At 67.5% G+C, this 18,030-nt stretch carries 21 protein-coding genes; 7 read left to right on the top strand and 14 right to left on the bottom strand.

Annotated elements, in window-relative coordinates:
* Positions 1-21: 21 nt before the first annotated feature.
* The 3 genes from ntrB (at position 22) to ybiB (ending at position 2,851) form a co-directional block, all read left to right on the top strand.
* The gene (gene ntrB / locus AC3WLE_RS16510) at positions 22-927 is read left to right on the top strand and encodes a nitrate ABC transporter permease (protein ID WP_492318945.1); all 906 of its coding nucleotides are present in this window, start codon (positions 22-24) and stop codon (positions 925-927) included.
* 18 nt (positions 928-945) lie between these two features.
* Entirely contained in the window at positions 946-1,749 is an 804-nt protein-coding gene (locus tag AC3WLE_RS16505; protein ID WP_492318944.1) for an ABC transporter ATP-binding protein, read from the top strand.
* A 109-nt stretch (positions 1,750-1,858) separates the two neighbouring features.
* On the top strand, positions 1,859-2,851 hold the full coding sequence (gene ybiB, locus AC3WLE_RS16500; protein WP_492318943.1) for a DNA-binding protein YbiB: 993 nt from the start codon (positions 1,859-1,861) through the stop codon (positions 2,849-2,851).
* A gap of 19 nt (positions 2,852-2,870) precedes the next feature.
* Here ybiB and AC3WLE_RS16495 read toward each other — a convergent pair whose 3' ends face one another.
* Positions 2,871-3,746: a pirin family protein gene (locus tag AC3WLE_RS16495; RefSeq protein WP_492357315.1), complete on the bottom strand. Its 876-nt coding sequence runs from the start codon at positions 3,744-3,746 to the stop codon at positions 2,871-2,873.
* A 340-nt stretch (positions 3,747-4,086) separates the two neighbouring features.
* On the opposite strand from AC3WLE_RS16495, the gene rpoH reads away from it, so the two are divergent.
* The gene (gene rpoH, locus AC3WLE_RS16490; RefSeq protein ID WP_011614472.1) at positions 4,087-5,013 is read left to right on the top strand and encodes an RNA polymerase sigma factor RpoH; all 927 of its coding nucleotides are present in this window, start codon (positions 4,087-4,089) and stop codon (positions 5,011-5,013) included.
* A 104-nt stretch (positions 5,014-5,117) separates the two neighbouring features.
* Here the strand turns inward: rpoH and AC3WLE_RS16485 are convergent, their stop codons facing one another.
* From AC3WLE_RS16485 to AC3WLE_RS16465, 5 genes are all read right to left on the bottom strand, one after another.
* Complete coding sequence (locus AC3WLE_RS16485; protein WP_492318941.1) at positions 5,118-5,738, bottom strand: SCO family protein; 621 nt, start codon at positions 5,736-5,738, stop codon at positions 5,118-5,120.
* 128 nt (positions 5,739-5,866) lie between these two features.
* Positions 5,867-6,811, bottom strand: coding sequence for a heme o synthase (gene cyoE / locus AC3WLE_RS16480; protein ID WP_492357314.1), 945 nt, complete (start codon positions 6,809-6,811; stop codon positions 5,867-5,869).
* Positions 6,808-7,920: a COX15/CtaA family protein gene (locus AC3WLE_RS16475; protein ID WP_492318939.1), complete on the bottom strand. Its 1,113-nt coding sequence runs from the start codon at positions 7,918-7,920 to the stop codon at positions 6,808-6,810. Before AC3WLE_RS16475 ends, cyoE begins: the two co-directional genes overlap by 4 nt.
* A gap of 11 nt (positions 7,921-7,931) precedes the next feature.
* Entirely contained in the window at positions 7,932-8,582 is a 651-nt protein-coding gene (locus AC3WLE_RS16470; protein ID WP_492352678.1) for an SCO family protein, read from the bottom strand.
* 53 nt (positions 8,583-8,635) lie between these two features.
* The gene (locus AC3WLE_RS16465; RefSeq protein WP_492318937.1) at positions 8,636-9,403 is read right to left on the bottom strand and encodes an SURF1 family protein; all 768 of its coding nucleotides are present in this window, start codon (positions 9,401-9,403) and stop codon (positions 8,636-8,638) included.
* A 75-nt stretch (positions 9,404-9,478) separates the two neighbouring features.
* Here AC3WLE_RS16465 and AC3WLE_RS16460 point away from each other — a divergent pair, with 75 nt between their 5' ends.
* Positions 9,479-9,688, top strand: a complete 210-nt coding sequence (locus AC3WLE_RS16460; protein ID WP_492318936.1) for a twin transmembrane helix small protein — start codon at positions 9,479-9,481, stop codon at positions 9,686-9,688.
* A gap of 129 nt (positions 9,689-9,817) precedes the next feature.
* On the opposite strand, the gene AC3WLE_RS16455 is transcribed toward AC3WLE_RS16460, so the two are convergent.
* The 8 genes from AC3WLE_RS16455 to AC3WLE_RS16420 all read right to left on the bottom strand — a co-directional run bounded on the left by AC3WLE_RS16455 (position 9,818) and on the right by AC3WLE_RS16420 (position 16,623).
* On the bottom strand, positions 9,818-10,678 hold the full coding sequence (locus AC3WLE_RS16455; RefSeq protein ID WP_492318935.1) for a cytochrome c oxidase subunit 3: 861 nt from the start codon (positions 10,676-10,678) through the stop codon (positions 9,818-9,820).
* Between the two features lie 144 nt (positions 10,679-10,822).
* Positions 10,823-11,047 (bottom strand): DUF2970 domain-containing protein, encoded by a 225-nt coding sequence (locus tag AC3WLE_RS16450; RefSeq protein WP_010814817.1) that lies wholly within the window; start codon positions 11,045-11,047, stop codon positions 10,823-10,825.
* 39 nt (positions 11,048-11,086) lie between these two features.
* Positions 11,087-11,698: a cytochrome c oxidase assembly protein gene (locus tag AC3WLE_RS16445; protein WP_492318934.1), complete on the bottom strand. Its 612-nt coding sequence runs from the start codon at positions 11,696-11,698 to the stop codon at positions 11,087-11,089.
* A gap of 17 nt (positions 11,699-11,715) precedes the next feature.
* Positions 11,716-11,847 carry a cytochrome oxidase small assembly protein gene (locus tag AC3WLE_RS16440; protein WP_010814819.1) on the bottom strand — a complete coding sequence of 44 codons (132 nt, stop codon included), beginning with the start codon at positions 11,845-11,847 and terminating at the stop codon, positions 11,716-11,718.
* A gap of 73 nt (positions 11,848-11,920) precedes the next feature.
* A complete protein-coding gene (ctaD, locus tag AC3WLE_RS16435; protein WP_010814820.1) occupies positions 11,921-13,528 on the bottom strand; it encodes a cytochrome c oxidase subunit I in 1,608 nt (535 codons plus the stop codon).
* A 38-nt stretch (positions 13,529-13,566) separates the two neighbouring features.
* Complete coding sequence (coxB, locus tag AC3WLE_RS16430; protein WP_492352679.1) at positions 13,567-14,829, bottom strand: cytochrome c oxidase subunit II; 1,263 nt, start codon at positions 14,827-14,829, stop codon at positions 13,567-13,569.
* 58 nt (positions 14,830-14,887) lie between these two features.
* Complete coding sequence (locus AC3WLE_RS16425) at positions 14,888-15,397, bottom strand: DUF2244 domain-containing protein (protein ID WP_492319069.1); 510 nt, start codon at positions 15,395-15,397, stop codon at positions 14,888-14,890.
* A 272-nt stretch (positions 15,398-15,669) separates the two neighbouring features.
* Positions 15,670-16,623, bottom strand: coding sequence for a methyltransferase domain-containing protein (locus AC3WLE_RS16420; RefSeq protein ID WP_492318932.1), 954 nt, complete (start codon positions 16,621-16,623; stop codon positions 15,670-15,672).
* Here AC3WLE_RS16420 and AC3WLE_RS16415 point away from each other — a divergent pair.
* Positions 16,612-17,469 (top strand): ComF family protein, encoded by an 858-nt coding sequence (locus tag AC3WLE_RS16415; protein ID WP_492357313.1) that lies wholly within the window; start codon positions 16,612-16,614, stop codon positions 17,467-17,469. The two genes, AC3WLE_RS16420 and AC3WLE_RS16415, sit on opposite strands and share 12 nt — an antisense overlap.
* Positions 17,470-17,552: 83 nt before the next feature.
* A complete protein-coding gene (gene trmL / locus AC3WLE_RS16410) occupies positions 17,553-18,023 on the top strand; it encodes a tRNA (uridine(34)/cytosine(34)/5-carboxymethylaminomethyluridine(34)-2'-O)-methyltransferase TrmL (protein ID WP_492318930.1) in 471 nt (156 codons plus the stop codon).
* The last annotated feature ends 7 nt before the right edge of the window (positions 18,024-18,030 follow it).

The raw sequence follows: 18,030 nt of genomic DNA, 5'->3' as shown, positions 1-18,030 counted from the left end.
CCCTGACGAAAGGAGCCAGACGTGAATGCCATAGCCCACCCCACGCCCGATGGTGCAACCGTAGCCGCCAGCGCCGACCCCGACACCAAGGAGCGGGCGCGCCGGCGCGAGCAGGAAATCGCCGCGCAGGCACGGCGCTCGCAACGCCGCGAGGCGGTCGCCGCGCTGGTGCTCAAGGCCGTGCCACCGGCACTGGGCTTTGCCCTGTTCGTGCTGGCCTGGCACGGCATCGCCACGATGATCCCGGCCATCCCCACGCCGCAGGCCACATGGAACGCCGCGGTGCCGCTGTTTGCCGACCCGTTCTACCGCAACGGGCCCAATGACCAGGGCATCGGCTGGAACGTGCTGGCATCCCTGGCGCGCGTCGCGGCGGGCTTCGGCCTGGCCGCGCTGGTCGGCATCCCGGCCGGCTTCCTGATCGGGCGCTTCGCCTTCCTGAACGCGATGACCGCGCCGGTGATCAGCCTGCTGCGGCCGGTCTCGCCGCTGGCGTGGCTGCCGATCGGCCTGCTGCTGTTCAAGGCCGCCAACCCGGCCGCGATCTGGGCGATCTTCATCTGCTCGATCTGGCCGATGGTGATCAACACCGCGGTCGGCGTCACGCGCGTGCCGCAGGACTACCTGAACGTGGCGCGCGTGCTGGACCTGTCGGAATGGAAGGTGTTCACGCGGGTGCTGTTCCCCGCGGTGCTGCCCTACATGTTGACCGGCGTGCGGCTGTCGATCGGCACCGCGTGGCTGGTGATCGTCGCGGCCGAGATGCTGACCGGCGGCACCGGCATCGGCTTCTGGCTGTGGGACGAATGGAACAACCTGAAGGTCGAGCACATCGTGATCGCGATCTTCGTGATCGGCATCATCGGGCTGCTGCTGGAGCACGCGCTGCTGGCGCTGGCCCGGCGCTTCAGCTACGGCACCAACTGACACGCGGGGAGAATCGCCATGGACAAGTTCGTCAGCATCGAAAACGTCGGCCAGACCTTCAAGACCCGCAAGGGCCCGTTCGTCGCCCTGCGCGATATCAACCTGCATATCGCCGAGGGCGAGTTCATCACGCTGATCGGCCATTCAGGCTGTGGCAAGTCCACGCTGCTGAACCTGGTCGCGGGACTGGCCACGCCCACCACCGGCGCGCTGATCTGCGCCGGGCGCGAGATCGCCGGGCCGGGGCCGGAGCGCGCGGTGGTGTTCCAGAACCATTCGCTGCTGCCGTGGCTGACGTGCTTCGAGAACGTCTACCTGGGCGTGGAGCGCGTCTTCGCCGCCAGCGAGAGCAAGCCGCAGCTCAAGGCGCGCACGCACGACACGCTGGCGCTGGTGGGCCTGACGCACGCCGAGAACAAGTACCCGCATGAGATCTCCGGCGGCATGAAGCAGCGCGTGGGCATTGCCCGCGCGCTGGCGATGGCGCCCAAGGTGCTGCTGATGGACGAGCCCTTCGGCGCGCTCGATGCGCTCACGCGCGCGCACCTGCAGGACGAGCTGATCAAGATCGTGGCGCGCACCCGCAGCACCGTGGTGATGGTGACCCACGATGTCGACGAGGCCGTGCTGCTGGCCGACCGCATCGTCATGATGACCAACGGTCCGGCCGCGACCATCGGCGAGATCCTGAAGGTGGAGCTGCCGCGTCCGCGCGACCGCGTCGCGCTGGCCGACGACAAGGGCTACCACGCCTGCCGCACCGCGGTGCTGGACTTCCTCTACCGCAAGCAGCGCAACCCGGCGCTGCAGGAAGCCGCGTAGTGCCCGCCGGCCGCGTGCGGGTGGGCGGCCCTATGTGGCACAGGCGGCGATGGGCGCGGCGGCCTGGCTCCGCTATCATGAACCCAGAACAGACTACCCCCACGCCGCCATGACCACGCCAGCCACGTCCTTCCCTGCTGCCCGCTATATCAAGGAGATCGGCCGCGGCGTCAACGGCGCGCGGGCGCTGCCGCGCGAAGACGCGCAGGCCCTGTTCGACGCCATGCTGGCCGGGCGCGTCTCGGACCTGGAGCTTGGCGCCATCCTGATGGCCTACCGCATCAAGGGCGAGGCCCCGCACGAGCTGGCCGGCATGCTGGAAGCCGCCCATGCGCACTGCCAGCCGCTGCCGGCGCCGCCTGACCGGCAGGTGGTGGTGATCCCCAGCTACAACGGCGCGCGCAAGCAACCCAACCTGGTGCCGCTGCTGGCGCTGCTGCTGGCGCGCGAAGATGTCCCCGTGCTGGTGCACGGCACGCGCCTGTTCAATGGCCGCGTGACCAGCATGACGCTGTTCGAGGCGCTGGGCGTGCCCTTGTGCGCGACTACCGGCGAGGCCTCGGCACGGCTGCGCGAGGGCAGCGACCTCGGGCCGCTGGCGGTGCTGCCGGTGGATGTGCTGTCGCCCGGGCTGTCGCAGCTGCTGGAGCGGCGCACCGTGATCGGCCTGCGCAATTCGGCGCACACGGTGGCCAAGATGCTGCAGCCGGTGGGCGAGCATTCGCCCGCGGAAGGGTTGCGCCTGTACAGCTACACCCACCCCGAATACCGCGAGACGCTGACCGACTACTTCTCGCATGAACCCGCCAACGTGCTGCTGGCACGCGGCACCGAGGGCGAAGTGGTGGCCGATGCGCGCCGCACCAGCCGCATCGACTGGCTGCACGAGGGGCACCAGCAGACGCTGGTCGATCCGGCCGTGGGTTCGCTGGCCGAAGTGCCTGAACTGCCGCCCGGCAGCGACGCCGGCCAGACCGTGGCCTGGATCCGGCGCGTGCTGGACGGCGCGGCGCCGGTGCCGGCGCCGATCGCGATCCAGGTCGAGGCTATCCGCGAATGCCTGCGGCAAGGCACCCGCGTGACCTGGGCCAGCCCGGTCTGAGCCAGCCCCGGGACCGCTGTCAGGGCTTGCGCGGGGGCAGCGGGATGCGCTCGGTCTCGCCCGGCACGTGCGGGAACTGGTCGTCCTCCCAGCGCTGGGCGGCGGCCTCGATCGCCACCTTGCTGCTGGCAACGAAATTCCAGTAGATAAAACGGTGCCCGTCGGTCGGGTCACCGCCCAGCAGCATTACGCGCGACGGTGTCGTGGCCGTCAGCGTCGCGGGCTGGCCCGGCGTGAGCACCACCATATGCTCGGCCGGCAGCGGCTCGCCGTCGAGCGCCACCGCGCCATCCACCGGATAGATGCCCCGCTCGGCATGATCGGCCGGGATCTCCACGCTCGCGCCCGCATCCAGCTCGATCGCCACATACAGGGTGCGGCTGAAGACCTTGACCGGAGAGACCTGGCCAAAGGCATCGCCCGCAATCACCACCATGCGCACGCCCGGCCGCTCGATCCGTGGCAGCGTGGCGGCTGGATGGTGGAAAAACGACGGCTCGGCACCCTCATGCTCCTGCGGCAGTGCCACCCAGGTCTGGATGCCGTGCAGGAGGGCCCCGGCGGGGCGCACATGCTCGGGCGAGCGCTCCGAGTGCACGATGCCGTGCCCGGCGGTCATCCAGTTGACATCGCCCGGGCGGATCGCCTGGTCGCTGCCCAGGCTGTCTCGGTGGATGATCTCGCCCTCGAACAGATAAGTGACCGTGGCCAGTCCGATATGTGGATGCGGGCGCACGTCGGCTCCGCCGCCCGGCGGCAGTTGCACCGGCCCCATATGGTCGAAGAAGATAAACGGCCCGACAGTCTGGGAGGCGGCGGCGGGCAACAGCCGGCGCACGGTAAAATCGCCCAGGTCGCGCACATGCGGCTTGAGCAAGTGTTCGATAGCAGACATAACTCCTCCGGTGGAATGAGAGAGGCTTGCAAGGATGCCAGCGCGCCGCAGCTTGGTCGAGTGTAGCCGCTGCTGCAACAAATCATTGCAGCAGCGGGCAGAACCCCCATGCCCCGCACCGCTCTAACATCCAGTGCGCCGAACCGTGGGTATCGTTCCCGCCGCTCGAAGTGGCAAGTAGCTATGCCAGCAGCAAGAGCGATCGAGAGGAACTATCACGACCATCGGGGCTCCAATTAGCACTCACCCGGCCTGAGTGCTAATATGTGTTGCAGTGCCACCGCCCCAACAGGCGCGGCACCCCGGCAACCGAACCGCCGGATGCGAAAGGAGCCATTGAGTGAACGCAGTCTTGTCTGCCGACCAAACCCTGAATAACCGTCTGCCGACGGCACCCCGGAGCACGGGCAGCTTCGCGCTGACCTTCCCGGCCACCGTTGGCAACCTCGACAGCTATATCCAGGCTGTCCACCGGATTCCGCTGTTGACCGCGGAGGAAGAGCAGCGCCTGGCGCGCGAGCTCCGCGACCACGATTCCGTTGATGCTGCCCGCCAGATGGTGATGTCCCACCTGCGTCTGGTGGTGTCGATCGCCCGCCAGTACCTGGGCTATGGCCTGCCCCACGCCGACCTGATCCAGGAAGGCAATATCGGCCTGATGAAGGCGGTCAAGCGCTTCGACCCCGACCAGGGCGTGCGCCTGGTGTCGTACGCGATGCACTGGATCAAGGCCGAGATCCACGAATACGTGCTGAAGAACTGGCGCATGGTCAAGGTGGCCACCACCAAGGCCCAGCGCAAGCTGTTCTTCAACCTGCGCAGCCACAAGCAGGGCGCGCACACGTTCACGCCGGAGCAGGTCGAGGCCGTGGCGCGCGAGCTGAACGTCAAGCCCGAAGAAGTGATGGAGATGGAGACCCGCCTGTCGGGCGGCGACCTGGCGCTGGAAGGCCAGATCGACGACGGCGAAGAGGAATTCGCCCCCATCGCCTACCTGGCGGACAACCACAACGAGCCCACCCGCGTGCTGGAAGCCAAGCGCCACGACCGCATGCAGGTCGAGGGCCTGGAAGAAGCGCTGGGCAAGCTGGACGAACGCAGCCGCCGCATCATCGAGGCGCGCTGGCTGCACGTCGAGGACGATGGCTCGGGCGGGTCCACGCTGCATGAGCTGGCTGACGAGTTCGGCGTCTCGGCCGAGCGCATCCGCCAGATCGAGGCCGCGGCCATGAAGAAGATGAAGGGGGCGCTGCAGGCGTTCGCCTGATCCGCACCCCCAGCCATGCAAAAGGCCGGTCCACTGGACCGGCCTTTTTGTTGCCCGCGAGGGGTTAGTGCGACCTTATGCCGCACCCTTCCCTCCCTTTCACGTCACGACAGCAGCTGTTTCAGGTCGTGCGCGATCGGATCCGGACCCTGGCCGTGGCGGATGAACAGCCGCAGCTTGCCGTCCGGGTCGAACACATAGCTGCCCGCGGAGTGGTCAACCGTGTAGTTGGTCGGGGAGCTGCCCGGCACCTTGGCGTAGAACACCTTGAAGTCCTTGGTCAACTTCTGCAGTGCGGCTTCATCGGCCGGGCGCAGCCCCAGGAAGCGCCCATCGAAGGCCGGCACGTACTGGGCCAGCAGCGCCTGCGTGTCGCGTTCCGGGTCGACCGTGACGAACAGCACCTGCACGCGGTCGGCGTCGGGGCCCAGTTTCTCCATCACCGCCTTCAGTTCGGCCATCGTCGTCGGGCACACGTCGGGACAGTGGGTGTAGCCGAAGAACATCACCACCGCCTTGCCCTTGAAGTCGGCGATGGTGCGCACCTTGCCGTGATGGTCGGTCAGCGAGAAGTCCTTGCCGAAGTCCGCCGCGCCGGTGATGTCGACATTGCGGAACGAGGCCTTCTGCTGCCCGCAGGCAGCCACGGCCAGCGCAAGCGCGGCCAGCAGGGAAAAGCGGCGGAAGGCGGCGAACAGGCCGGAGGCGGGGCTTAGGCGGGGCATGCGGCGGAGACCGGTCAGGGGTGGGAGGAAACAGCGGCACCGGAGGGCGGCGACATCACGCAGTATCGCCGATCGTGCCGCCACGCTGCGCCGGCCGCGACAAGATGCCGCAGCCGGTCGGCCACAGGTCAGACCTGCGGCACGAACTTGAAGTAGTGGTCGACCAGCAGCGCGGCGAACAGCAGCGACAGGTACAGGATCGAGAAGCGGAAGGTGCGCTGCGCCAGCTCGTCTGAATAGTTGCGGTACATCTTCCAGGCGTAGGCCAGGAAACCCGCGCCCAGCGCCAGCGCGGCCGCCAGGTAGATATAGCCGCTCATGCCGTAGACAAAGGGCAGCAGCGTCGCGGCGATCATGATCAGCGTGTACAGCAGGATATGCAGCAGCGTGTAGCGCTCGCCGTGCGTGACCGGCAGCATCGGCAGGCCGGACTTGGCGTAGTCGGCGCGGCGGTACAGCGCCAGGGCCCAGAAGTGCGGCGGGGTCCAGGTGAAGATGATCAGCACCAGGAACCAGGCCTCGGCCGACACCTCGCCCGCCACCGCGGCCCAGCCCAGCGCCGGCGGCATCGCCCCCGACAGCCCGCCGATCACGATGTTCTGCGGCGTGGCCGGCTTGAGCAGGATGGTGTAGACCACCGCGTAGCCGAGGAAGGTGGCAAAGGTCAGCCACATCGTCAGGTCGTTGGCGTAGACGTGCAGCAGCCACATGCCGGCGCCGCCCAGGATGGCGGAGAACACCAGGGTCTGCGGCGTGGTGATCTCGCCGGTGGCCGACGGGCGCCACGCGGTGCGGCGCATCAGCGCATCGATCTTCTGCTCGACCAGGCAATTGATGGCAAAGGCCGCACCGGCCAGCAGCCAGATGCCGGCGGCGCCGCCGATCAGCACGCGCCACGGCACCATGCCGGGCGTGGCCAGGAACATGCCGATGATGGCGCAGAACACGGCCAGCTGCGTCACGCGCGGCTTGGTCAGGGCGGCATATTGTCGGGCAAGGTGCCGTATCCGGCTCAACTTGCCCAGCGAATGGGGGTGGGTAGCGGTAACCACGGAAGGGGTCTTGTCTTTCATGTGGCGCGGGCGGCGTTCGGCACGGCAGCGGGGGCGCCGGCGGCCCGCATGGTGAGCCCTGCGAGCCCTGTATTGTAGTGGAGGCGGACCAGCAGCAGCAGGAGCAGCGCCGCGCCGCCGTTGTGCGCAACCGCGGCCACCAGCGGCCAGTCGAACACGATATTGGACATCCCGGTGGCCAGTTGCAGCACCAGCGTGGCCAGCAGCCAGCCGGCCGCGCGCGCGAGCCCTTCAAGCCTGCGCGCGCGCAGGCCAAGCCACGCCAGGTAGCCCAGCACGACAAAGGCAAAGCCGCGGTGCACCCAGTGGATCGCCACCAGCGCCGCGTGCGGGATGTAGTCGCCGTCGGCGGTCATGCCAAGCTGGCGCCACAGCGTGAAGCCGTGGCGGAAATCCATCTCGGGCACCAGCTGGCCGTTGCACAGCGGGAAGTCGGTGCAGGCCAGCACCGCGTAGTTGGTGCTGACCCAGCCCCCCAGGAAGATCTGGATCACCAGCAGCAGCAGGCCGATGCGCACCGGCCAGCGCAGCCGCGCGGCCTGCGCCGCGACCGGGTGCGGTGGATCGTTGCGCGAACCCAGCTGGATCAGCACGGCCAGCAGAGCCATGCCCAGCATCAGGTGCGTGACCACGATGATCGGCTGCAGCTTCAGGGTCACGGTGAAAGCGCCGAACGCACCCTGCACGCACACCAGCAGCAGCACCCCGGTGGCGAACCACGGCGACTGCTTCAGCTCGCGCCGCTTGACCCACGCCAGCACCATCAGCGTGATGATCAGCACCCCGACCGCCATGGCGAAGTAGCGGTGGATCATCTCGATCCACGCCTTGGCCAGCGTCACGGGGCCGCTGGGCAGCGCGGTCTCGGCCGCGCGGATCGGCTCCATCGCGGCGTGCGGGTTGGAGTGCCCGTAGCAGCCGGGCCAGTCGGGGCAGCCCAGGCCGGAGTCGGTCAGGCGCGTGAAGCTGCCGAACATGATCAGGTCCAGCGTCAGGAACGCCGTGATCCAGGCGAGCTTGCGGTACTTGTTGCGGTCCCCCTTCACCAGCACGTAGGACAGCGGGAACAACGCGATCAGGATGCCGATGATGGCCAGTTGCAGCAGCATGCCGTCCCCTTTTAGCCGATGCGCGAGACCTTGAGCAGCTTCTTCAGGTCGCCGCTCATCTTCTTGGGGTCCGGGTCCTGCGGGAAACGCATCATCAGGTTGCCCAGCGGGTCGACCAGGAACAGGGTGTCCTCGGCGCGCTTGCCGGGTTCGGCCGGCAGCCACTGATGCGCGGCCTGGCGGTCGATGCGCAGGAAGCGCACACCCGCGTAGGGCTCGTTGTAGGCGGCGTTCAGGCGCTCGTCGATCTTGCCGTCGTCGGTCACCAGCCACACCGGCACGATGCGTTCGCGGTCCTGGCCCTGCCCCGCGCGGATCTGGCGGATGGTGAAGAGCTTCTTCGCGCAGGCCTCGTCGCAGGCGGACGGATCGGTGGTCACCAGCAGCCACTTGCCGCGGAACTGCTCCAGCGGCACGGCCCGGCCCTGCTCGTCGGTGACGCGCACCGGCGGCATCGGCCGCTGCGGGTCGACCAGCGCGCCGTAGTTGGTGGCGCCGCCACGCGGCTTGATGACGTAATAGGTGAAGTAAGAGGCGATCACCGGCGACGCGCACACCAGCAACAGCATCAGCATCTGCAGGCGGCCGCGGCGCGTGCGCGCATCGATGCGGGTATCCGGCGGCGAGGCCGCGGCGGCCGGGGCGGAGTCTTGCTGTGCCATGGAGTACGTCTGTCCTTTGTCTTCGGCGAGCGCATGCGCCCGGTTCATTCGAGTTACGGTGCTGCCACCCGGCGCGCGCGGCGCCAGCCCAGCACGACCACCAGCACCACCGTCAGCGCGGCCAGCCCGAACCACTGGAAGGCATAGCCGTAGTGCCGCTCCGCGCCCAGGTCGGCCGGGGCCCAGTCGCGCGCCAGGCCATCGCCGCTGTCGCTGCGCTGCTCCAGCACCAGCGGGTGCAGCGCCAGGCCGGTTTCGGCCGCATAGGCAGCGAGGTCCAGGTTCTGGCGGATCTTGCTGCCGGCGGCGTCCTGGCCCAGGCTATAGACCCGCGGCACGGCCGCCAGTGCCGTGCCTTCGATCGTCACCTCGCCCTCGGGCGTGGGGAACGGCGCAATCCGGGTGCGGTCCTGGGCGTCGCGCGGCAACCAGCCGCGCAGCACCAGCACCGCCTGCATGGCGCCGGCGGCACCTGCGGGCGCCGGCGAGGCGGCTGAAATCCGTAGCGGCGTCAGCACCAGGAAGCCGGCGCGGCTATCCCCGGGGCTGCTGCCATTGCCGTGGGGGCGATTATCCAGCAATACGGTGCGGGCTGTGTCAAAGCGCCCGGTCACGCGGACCGTGCGGTCGGTCACAACTTGCGGCAGCGGGGCCGTGCCCAGCACCACCGGCGGCTGCGCCGACAGCGCCTGCAGCCGCGCCGCGCGCGCCTCCTTGTCGTGCGCGCGGTTGAGCTGCCAGTTGCCCAGCGCGCAGGTCACGGCGATCACCACCAGCGCAGCGGCCAGCGGCAGCGGGCTGAACCAGCGGCGCACCGTCATCGCCAGGCGGGACCGCTACGCGGGCCGGTGCGATAATGGGCTTTTCCGTCGCTCCTGGCCCCGACCTGCCCCGCCATGCGCTTTGTCATCATCGTTGCCTTCATCCTGATCATCGCCAGCCTGGCCTCCGCCCTGTTCTTCATGATGCGCGACCGCGGCACGACCCCCAACATGATGCGCTCGCTGATGCTGCGCGTCGGCTTCTCGGTGGCGCTGTTCCTGTTCATCCTGTTCGCGAACTGGATGGGCTGGATCCACAGCACGGGCATCCGCATGGCGCCCTGAACGCCAGCAAGCGGGCACCAGGCTCGCAAAAGACAAACGCCGCAGGCTGGACCACCTCCTGCGGCGTTTCTCTTTTGCGTTGGCGCCGGCGGCCTCCGGGAGACGCGCCGGCGGGTACGGCAGCCGGATTTACAGCCAGTACACCACGACGTAGAGAAACAGCCACACCACGTCAACAAAGTGCCAGTACCAGGCAGCGCCTTCGAATGCAAAGTGGTGGTCAGGCGTGAAGTGGCCCTTCAGCACGCGGACCAGCACCACGGCCAGCATGATCGCGCCCATGGTCACGTGGAAGCCGTGGAAGCCGGTCAGCAGGAAGAAGGTCGAGCCGTAGATGCCCGAGGTCAGCTTCAGGTTCAGTTCCGAGTAGGCGTGCATGTACTCGTACACCTGGAAGCACATGAAGACCGCGCCCAGCAGGATGGTCAGCGACAGGCCCTGGATCAGCTGGTTGCGCTTGCCGGCCAGCAGCGCGTGGTGCGCCCAGGTCAGCGTCAGGCCGGACATCAGCAGCAGCGCGGTGTTGATGGTCGGGATCGGCCACGGACCCATGGTCTGGAAATTTTCCACCACGCCGGCCGGGCCGGTGTTGGGCCACACCGCGGCAAAGTCGGGCCACAGGATCTTGTTGTTCAGGTCGCCCAGCCAGGGCATGGCGATGGTGCGGGCATAGAACAGCGCGCCGAAGAAGGCCGCGAAGAACATCACCTCCGAGAAGATGAACCAGCCCATCGACCAGCGGAACGACAGGTCGATGTTCTTGCCGTACATGCCACCTTCGGACTCGCTGATGGCGTCGCCAAACCAGCTCTTGAGCACGAACAGGAACCACAGCAGGCCGAAGCCGCACAGGTACGGCGCCCAGGGCTGCCCGTTTACCCAACCGGCAGCTCCCGCGCCCGTCATCAGCAGGCCGAAGCTTGCCGTGATCGGGTGGCGCGACGGGCCCGGTACGAAGTAGTACGGAGCGTTTGCGCGATTCGCACTCATTCTTTTATCTCCAGCTCAGAGTCTTTGATTCAGTATTCGTGATCCGCGCTTTGGCACTGCGGGCCGTCCCCTCCTCCGGGCCAGCCCCGCCGCCGCGGTTGCTTTGTTCTGCGACTGCTTTTGTTGTCTACCCTTCCTGCCCTGCTATCCCGCTGCCTGCCCCACCACGGTGCGCACGATGAGCACCAGCACCGCGATGAAGATGGCCGCCGCGATCACGCCGGCGATCACCACATGCACCGGGTTCAGCCGGGCCATGTCGCGCTCGTGCTCGGCGCCTTTGCGCAGGCCGATGAACGACCACAACACCGCGCGCATGGTCTGCCCGAACGACATCTTGCGCTTGACCGCGTCCTTCATCTCATCCATCGCCCGTCCTCCTCAGCCCCGGCATGCACCGCGGCCGCCTCAGATGCCCTTGCCGGCCGGTGCCGGCTGCGGCGCCAGCTGGCCCTCGGGCGCCTGCGCCACCGGCGCACCCACCTCGAAGAAGGTGTACGACAGCGTAATATTCTTCACATCCTTGGGCAGCGCGGGATCGATCACGAACACCACCGGCATCTCGCGCGCCTCTTTCGCCTTGAGCGTCTGCTGCTTGAAGCAGAAGCACTCCAGCTTCATGAAATACTGGGTCGCCTGCTTGGGCGCGTAGCTCGGGATCGCCTGCGCCGAGATATCGCGCGGCTGCCCGTTGGCCACCTCGTAGACGATCGTCGCCATCTCGCCCGGATGCACTTCCATGCTGTTCTTCACCGGCCGGAAGGCGAAGGGCCCGCGCGCGTTGGAGTCGAACTCCACCGTGACGGTGCGGCTCTTGTCGACCTGCGTGTTCTTCACCGCGCCGTGCAGCTCGCGCGTGGTGATCACGTTGATGCCGGTGATCTCGCAGATCTTCTTGTACAGCGGCACCAGCGCATAGCCGAAGCCGAACATCACGGCCACGATCACGACCAGGCGCAGCATCATGCCGCGGTTGAACCGCTTATCCGCTTCTTTGCCAGCCTGCTGGTCGATGCTCATCTCGCTACCCTGCCGCCTCAGCCAAGAAACATCATCTTGGCGAAGAACCCCAGAAAGAAAACCACCACGATCGACAGCAGGATCAGGCCAAGGCGCCGGTTGGCGGCCTTCTGGTCCGGGCGTGATGGGCTTTTGTCTGGAGACTGCATAGCTGCTTCTGTTGCTTGCCGGCGCGGGAGGCGACGCTGCCGCCTCCCGCTGCCTGATTACGCTGGCCGCGCCTTAGCGGACCTGCGGGGGAACTTCAAAGGTGTGGAACGGCGCCGGCGACGGCACGGTCCACTCCAGGCCCTCGGCGCCATCCCAGGGCTTGTCGGCGGCCTTCTCGCCACCGCGGTACGACGGCAGCACCACGAAGAAGAAGAAGTACACCTGCATCAGGCCGAAGCCCAGCGCACCGATCGACGCGATCGCATTGAAGTCAGCGAACTGGGTCGGGTAGTCGGCATAGCGACGCGGCATGCCGGCCAGTCCCAGGAAGTGCATCGGGAAGAAGGTCACGTTGAAGAAGATGATCGAACCCCAGAAGTGGATCTGGCCGCGGGTTTCGTTGTACATGAAACCGCTCCACTTCGGACCCCAGTAGTAGAAGCCCGCGAACAGCGCGAACAGCGAGCCGGCCACCAGCACATAGTGGAAGTGCGCCACGATGAAGTAGGTGTCCTGCAACTGGATGTCGATCGGGGCCACGGCCGGCATCAGGCCGGTAAAGCCGCCGATGGTGAACACGAAGATGAAGCCGATCGAGAACAGCATCGGGGTCTCGAAGGTCATCGAGCCGCGCCACATGGTGGCGATCCAGTTGAAGATCTTCACGGCGGTGGGCACCGCGATCAGCATGGTCGCGTACATGAAGAACAGCTGGCCGGTCACCGGCATGCCGGTCGTGAACATGTGGTGGGCCCACACGATGAACGACAGGATGGCGATCGAGGCGGTGGCGTACACCATCGAGCTGTAGCCGAACAGGCGCTTGCGGGCAAACGCCGGCACCACCTGCGAGACGATCCCGAACGCCGGCAGGATCATGATGTACACCTCGGGGTGGCCGAAGAACCAGAAGATGTGCTGGTACATCACCGGGTCGCCGCCGCCGGCGGCCGAGAAGAAGCTCGTGCCGAAGTGGCGGTCGGTCAGCACCATGGTAATGGCGCCGGCCAGCACGGGCATCACGGCGATCAGCAGGTAGGCGGTGATCAGCCAGGTCCAGCAGAACATCGGCATCTTCATCAGCGTCATGCCCGGGGCGCGCATGTTGAGGATGGTCACGATGATGTTGATCGAGCCCATGATCGACGACGCACCCATGATGTGCATCGCGAAGATGGCCATGTCCATGCCCGGGCCCATCTGCACCGACAGCGGCGCGTACAGGGTCCAGCCGGCGGCGGTGGCGCCGCCCGGGACCAGGAACGAACCGGCCAGCAGCAGCGCGGCCGGCGGCATCAGCCAGAAGCTGAAGTTGTTCATGCGCGCGAACGCCATGTCGGACGCGCCGATCTGCAGCGGGATCATCCAGTTGGCGAAGCCGACGAAGGCCGGCATGATCGCGCCGAACACCATCACCAGGCCGTGCATGGTGGTGAACTGGTTGAACAGCTCGGGGCGGAAGAACTGCAGGCCCGGCTCGAACAGCTCCAGGCGGATCAGCAGTGCCAGCAAGCCGCCCGACAGCAGCATGATGAACGAGAACAGCAGGTACAGCGTACCGATGTCCTTGTGGTTGGTCGCGAACAGCCAGCGGCGCCAGCCATGCGGGTGGTCGTGCGCGTGGTCGTCATGCGCATGATCGTGCGGATGGGCGAGCGCGTCCGGGGTAGCAGTACTCATCGCAAATGCTCCTCTAATCCTGTTCTGTCTTCAGCGGGTCAGCCCGCGACGCGGTTGCCCGCGAGGCTGGCCTGCTTGTCAGCCTTGTCGGCCGGCGTGGCTTCGGCCTTCGGCGCCGCGCCGCCTGCCGCGCCGCCGCCCTCGGGGAACTTGCCCGCACGGGCACCCACGAAGTCGCTCGGCTGGACCACTTCACCCGTCTTGTTGCTCCAGGCGTTGCGCGTGTAGGTCATGACCGCGGCTAGCTCGGTGTCCGAGAGCTGCTTCCACGACGGCATGGCACCCTTGCCTTCCATCATGATGTGCATCTGGCCGGCCTTGGGGCCATTGACCAGCTTGGAGCCGTCCAGCGCCGGGAAGGCGCCGCCGCCCTTGCCGTTGGGCTGGTGGCAGACCGCGCAGTTGGCGGCGTAGACCTTCTCGCCACGCACCTTCGACTCGTCCAGCGTCCAGGTCTTGTTGGGATCGTCGGCCTTGGCCGCCAGCTCCTTCTTCTTGCCGTCGACCCACTTGGTGTAGTCGGCGTCCGAAACCACGCGCACCACGATCGGCATGAAGGCGTGTTCCTTGCCGCACAGCTCGGCGCACTGGCCGCGGTACACGCCGATCTTCTCGGCCTTGAACCAGGTGTCGCGCACGAAGCCGGGGATCGCATCCTGCTTGACGCCGAAGGCCGGGATCATCCAGGCGTGGATCACGTCGTTGGCGGTGGTGACGATGCGGATCTTCTTGTTGACCGGCACGACCAGCTCGTTGTCCACCTCCATCAGGTAGGTGTTCGACTTGGGCTGCTCGTTGTTGATCTGCTCGCGCGGGGTGGTCAGGGTCGACACGAAGGAGATGCCTTCGCCTTCGCCCTTCAGGTAGTCATAGCCCCACTTCCACTGGTAGCCGGTGGCCTTGATGGTGATGTCGGAGTTGGTGGTGTCCTTCATCGCCACCACGGTCTTGGTCGCCGGCAGGGCCATCGCGATCACGATGATGAACGGGACGATGGTCCAGATCACTTCGACCGTGATGCTCTCGTGGAAGGCAGCCGGCTTGGCACCTTTGGCCTTGCGGTGCTTGAAGACGGAATAAAACATCACGCTGAATACCGCGATGAAGATCACCGTGCACATGATCAACATCATCCAGTTCAGCCAGTGAATCTGTTCGGCGATCTTGGTTACCGGCTCGGTCAGGTTGAGCTGGCGCACGGCGGGGCCGCCCGGCATGTCGCTGACCGCGGACGCCGCCTGGCTGGCAAGCAGGGACGCGCCGGCCAGACAAACTGCGGATGCCTTCTTCCACATTTTCATTTGTTATCTACCCAATTTACAGATTCAAATCTGTCCCCGCCGCCGCCACCGCCGCCTCTCAGAGGCGGCGCAAGGCCGCTGCGAGCTCCTGCGCGAACTTGCGTCGCCGGTACGGGTCCACGTAACACCCCACCTGTACCTCACGTCCGCCCGAGCGCAGCGTCACCAGCGCGCGGAACGATTCACCCAGTTCGACCCGCACCCAGCGCGGGTTGAATTCCTGGCGCGTCACCTTTGTGCCGCTGGCTGTCTCCACGACCAGCATGCCGTCGGTAATGCTGACGCGCTCATAGTCTGTCGCATGGCGCGCATACACCAGCAGCGCGATCCCCAGCCCGATCAGCTCGATGCTGGCAAACGGCAGCACGAGCCAGGACCCTTGCCACGCGAAAAACAACGCGATGGCAAGCGAAACCGTGAGGATCGAGAGGTAAAACCAGCCGACCTGGCGTGGACTCAGCGAGCAATTCCGCTTCATCAGCCAGTCGTGGGGCGCGGGGGGAGGTCCGTCGAGATTTCCGCCGGAGTCACCACCTGCCGTCTGGAATGCGATACCCAAGTCTTGCATCGCCAACCACTCTGCATCGGATGCACACCCGGGACGATGGCGTCCGGGCCGCACAGTGCAAGTGCAAAACCAGGACGTTCTTGTGCCAGGGGACCACTGCGACAAACTGGCGCATTATAGGGCGCTTCCCATACACGGACAAGGGCGCGCCTTGACCGGACGGCTTGCGCGCCGCTTGATTCTGTGCATAGGGAAGGGCCCCGCCATCGCCCTGCCCGCCGCGCCGGCGCTATGTTTGCGGCAATCCCGCACCGGCGCAAGTTAACTCTGTTTTAACTTGTCCGACGCGGCCTTGCACGGCCGATCTGGTCCAGCGGCACCACCGCGCGGCCCTGGTCGTCGAGCGCCTGGCCGCCACGCGGGGCCAGCTTCCAGGCGTGGCCGTAGACGATCTCGAAGGTCAGCGGGATCACGCCGTCGGCGTTGCGCCGGCGCTCCAGCGCCTGCGCCAGCGCCTGGTACCAGCCGCGGCCGCGCAGGCCCTGCGGCAGCGCCCCGGCCGGCCCGCGCAGGCCGCCGAAGGCCTGCACCTCGCGCAGCAGCGTGGCGGGGGACTCGTAGGTCACGGTCAGCGCCTCCATGTCCATCACCGGGGTGGACCAGCCGCTGTGCACCAGCATGTCGCCGATATCGTGCATGTCGACAAAGCGCAACGTATGGGGTGCCTGGTCGACTTCGGCAAAGGCCGCGCGCAGCTCCTTCAGGGTATCCGGGCCGAACAGCGAGAACAGCACCAGACCTTCGTCCCGCGCCACGCGGTGCCACTCCGGAAACACGCGGTGCGGCTCCGGATGCCAGTGCAGCGCCAGGTTGGACCACAGCAGGTCGAAGCTCGCGGGCGCAAAAGGCAGTGTGGCAAGATCGCCCTGGACCAGGTCAAAGAGCGGCCGCTTGCCCAGCATGCGGCCGATCCAGCCGGGCCGGCGCTGCGGGTCGCGCTGGCCGGCCTCGGCCAGCATCGCGCCGGAGATGTCCAGCCCGGCGATCTGCGCATCCGGGAAGCGCGCGCGCAGCCCGGCCAGGCCCTGGCCGTGGCCGCAGCCGATATCCAGCGCGCGCTGCGGCGCCAGGCGGATCACTTCCATGCGCTCCTGCATGCGGCGGCCGATCTCGCCCAGCAGGAAGTCCAGCTGGCCGAAGCCGCGGCTGCGCCGGTCGAAGGCTAGCCGGGTCAGGCGCGCGGGCGGCAGGAAGGCATCGGGGGAATCAGCGGCATGCAGGGACACGGGCAGACAGGGCAGCAAGAAAACCAGGAACCGGCGCGGGGACAGATACAGGATCAGGCCCGGGCGCCGGATGAACGCGGCCGCCGCGCCCGATGGGCCGCGGCCGGACGGCAAGTATACGCGCGCGCCGCGCTGGCTGCCGGCGCCGCCGGCAAGGTGTTGGCCGGCGCCGGCGAACTGCTGCTGCCGAGCGCCTGCGCGCTGTGCGGCGCGGTGCAGCGGCAGGTGGTCTGCGCGCCCTGTGCCGCCGACTTGCTGCGCCCGGTGCGGCGCTGCCCCGCCTGCGCGCTGGCGCTGGGGCGCCACTTCCACTGCCCGGCCTGCGCGGCATCGCCCCCGGCCTACGACCAAGCCCACACGCTGGGCGACTACGCTTCGCCGCAGGACCAGCTGGTGCTGGCGCTCAAGTTCGGCCACGCCCTGCCGCTGGCGGGCTGGCTCGCGGCCAGGCTGGCCGCAGGACTGCAGGGGGCCTGGGCCCGACAGCCCGCGCCCGACCTGCTGGCGCCGATCCCGCTGTCGCCGCAGCGGCTGGCCGCGCGCGGCTTCAACCAGGCCTGGGAAATCGCGCGGCCGCTGGCGCGCCGCCTGGGACTGCGCGCCGACCCGGTGCTGCTGCAGCGCCAGCGCGACACCGGCAGCCAGAGTGCGCTGGACCTGGCCGCCCGTCAGGTGAACCTGCGCGGCGCCTTCAGGCTGGCGCGCGCCGCGCGGCTGGACGGCCTGCACGTGGCACTGGTGGACGATGTGATGACCTCCGGCGCCACCCTGCACGAGGCCGCCGGCGTGCTCAAAGCGCATGGCGCGGCCCGCGTCAGCGTGATCGTCGCGCTGCGCACGCCGTAGCTTTGGATGACAGTGGCCGGTGCGCGCGGTAAGCTGCGCACCGTTCTGACGAAAGGCGCCGCGCGCCCGCCATCCCCCGCATCATGTTCAACGTCGTCCTGGTCGAACCGGAAATCCCGCCCAATACCGGCAATGTGATCCGCCTGTGCGCCAACACCGGCGCGCAGCTGCACCTGGTCAAACCGCTGGGTTTTCCGCTGGAAGACGCGCGCATGCGCCGCGCGGGACTGGATTACCACGAGTACGCCACCATGCGCGTGCATGAAAGCTGGGACGCGCTGATGGCCAGCGAGCAGCCCGACCCGGCGCGCATGTTCGCGCTGACCACGCGCGGCTCGACACCGTTCGGCCAGGTGGCGTTCCGCCCCGGGGACTGGTTCGTGTTCGGTTCCGAAACACGCGGGCTATCGCCGGAGCGGCGCGACTGGTTCCCGGCCGCGCAGCGCATCCGACTGCCGATGCGGCCCGACAACCGCAGCCTGAACCTGTCGAACACGGTCGCCGTGGTGGTGTTCGAGGCGTGGCGCCAGAACGGGTTCGAAGGCGGCAGCTGAGCCGCCC

The organism is Cupriavidus sp. FW306-1B-F12B (genome assembly GCF_058781795.1).
The sequence above is the reverse complement of the archived record's forward strand: the minus strand, read 5'-3'. Positions and strand labels throughout refer to the sequence as shown.

Bases quoted from the DNA above. Each gene is read 5' to 3' on its own strand.
- AC3WLE_RS16465 (WP_492318937.1), bottom strand. From the start codon at position 9,403: ATGACGGTGCGCCGCTGGTTCAGCCCGCTGCCGCTGGCCGCTGCGCTG.
- AC3WLE_RS16455 (WP_492318935.1), bottom strand. From the start codon at position 10,678: ATGAGTGCGAATCGCGCAAACGCTCCGTACTACTTCGTACCGGGCCCG.
- ctaD (WP_010814820.1), bottom strand. From the start codon at position 13,528: ATGAGTACTGCTACCCCGGACGCGCTCGCCCATCCGCACGATCATGCG.
- AC3WLE_RS16460 (WP_492318936.1), top strand. From the start codon at position 9,479: ATGCGCTTTGTCATCATCGTTGCCTTCATCCTGATCATCGCCAGCCTG.
- trmL (WP_492318930.1), top strand. From the start codon at position 17,553: ATGTTCAACGTCGTCCTGGTCGAACCGGAAATCCCGCCCAATACCGGC.
- AC3WLE_RS16485 (WP_492318941.1), bottom strand. From the start codon at position 5,738: ATGCCCCGCCTAAGCCCCGCCTCCGGCCTGTTCGCCGCCTTCCGCCGC.
- AC3WLE_RS16450 (WP_010814817.1), bottom strand. From the start codon at position 11,047: ATGGATGAGATGAAGGACGCGGTCAAGCGCAAGATGTCGTTCGGGCAG.
- ybiB (WP_492318943.1), top strand. From the start codon at position 1,859: ATGACCACGCCAGCCACGTCCTTCCCTGCTGCCCGCTATATCAAGGAG.
- coxB (WP_492352679.1), bottom strand. From the start codon at position 14,829: ATGAAAATGTGGAAGAAGGCATCCGCAGTTTGTCTGGCCGGCGCGTCC.
- AC3WLE_RS16470 (WP_492352678.1), bottom strand. From the start codon at position 8,582: ATGGCACAGCAAGACTCCGCCCCGGCCGCCGCGGCCTCGCCGCCGGAT.
- AC3WLE_RS16415 (WP_492357313.1), top strand. From the start codon at position 16,612: ATGCAGGGACACGGGCAGACAGGGCAGCAAGAAAACCAGGAACCGGCG.
- cyoE (WP_492357314.1), bottom strand. From the start codon at position 6,811: ATGAAAGACAAGACCCCTTCCGTGGTTACCGCTACCCACCCCCATTCG.
- AC3WLE_RS16505 (WP_492318944.1), top strand. From the start codon at position 946: ATGGACAAGTTCGTCAGCATCGAAAACGTCGGCCAGACCTTCAAGACC.
- AC3WLE_RS16445 (WP_492318934.1), bottom strand. From the start codon at position 11,698: ATGAGCATCGACCAGCAGGCTGGCAAAGAAGCGGATAAGCGGTTCAAC.
- AC3WLE_RS16475 (WP_492318939.1), bottom strand. From the start codon at position 7,920: ATGCTGCTGCAACTGGCCATCATCGGCATCCTGATCGCGTTGTTCCCG.
- AC3WLE_RS16495 (WP_492357315.1), bottom strand. From the start codon at position 3,746: ATGTCTGCTATCGAACACTTGCTCAAGCCGCATGTGCGCGACCTGGGC.
- AC3WLE_RS16440 (WP_010814819.1), bottom strand. From the start codon at position 11,847: ATGCAGTCTCCAGACAAAAGCCCATCACGCCCGGACCAGAAGGCCGCC.
- AC3WLE_RS16425 (WP_492319069.1), bottom strand. From the start codon at position 15,397: ATGCAAGACTTGGGTATCGCATTCCAGACGGCAGGTGGTGACTCCGGC.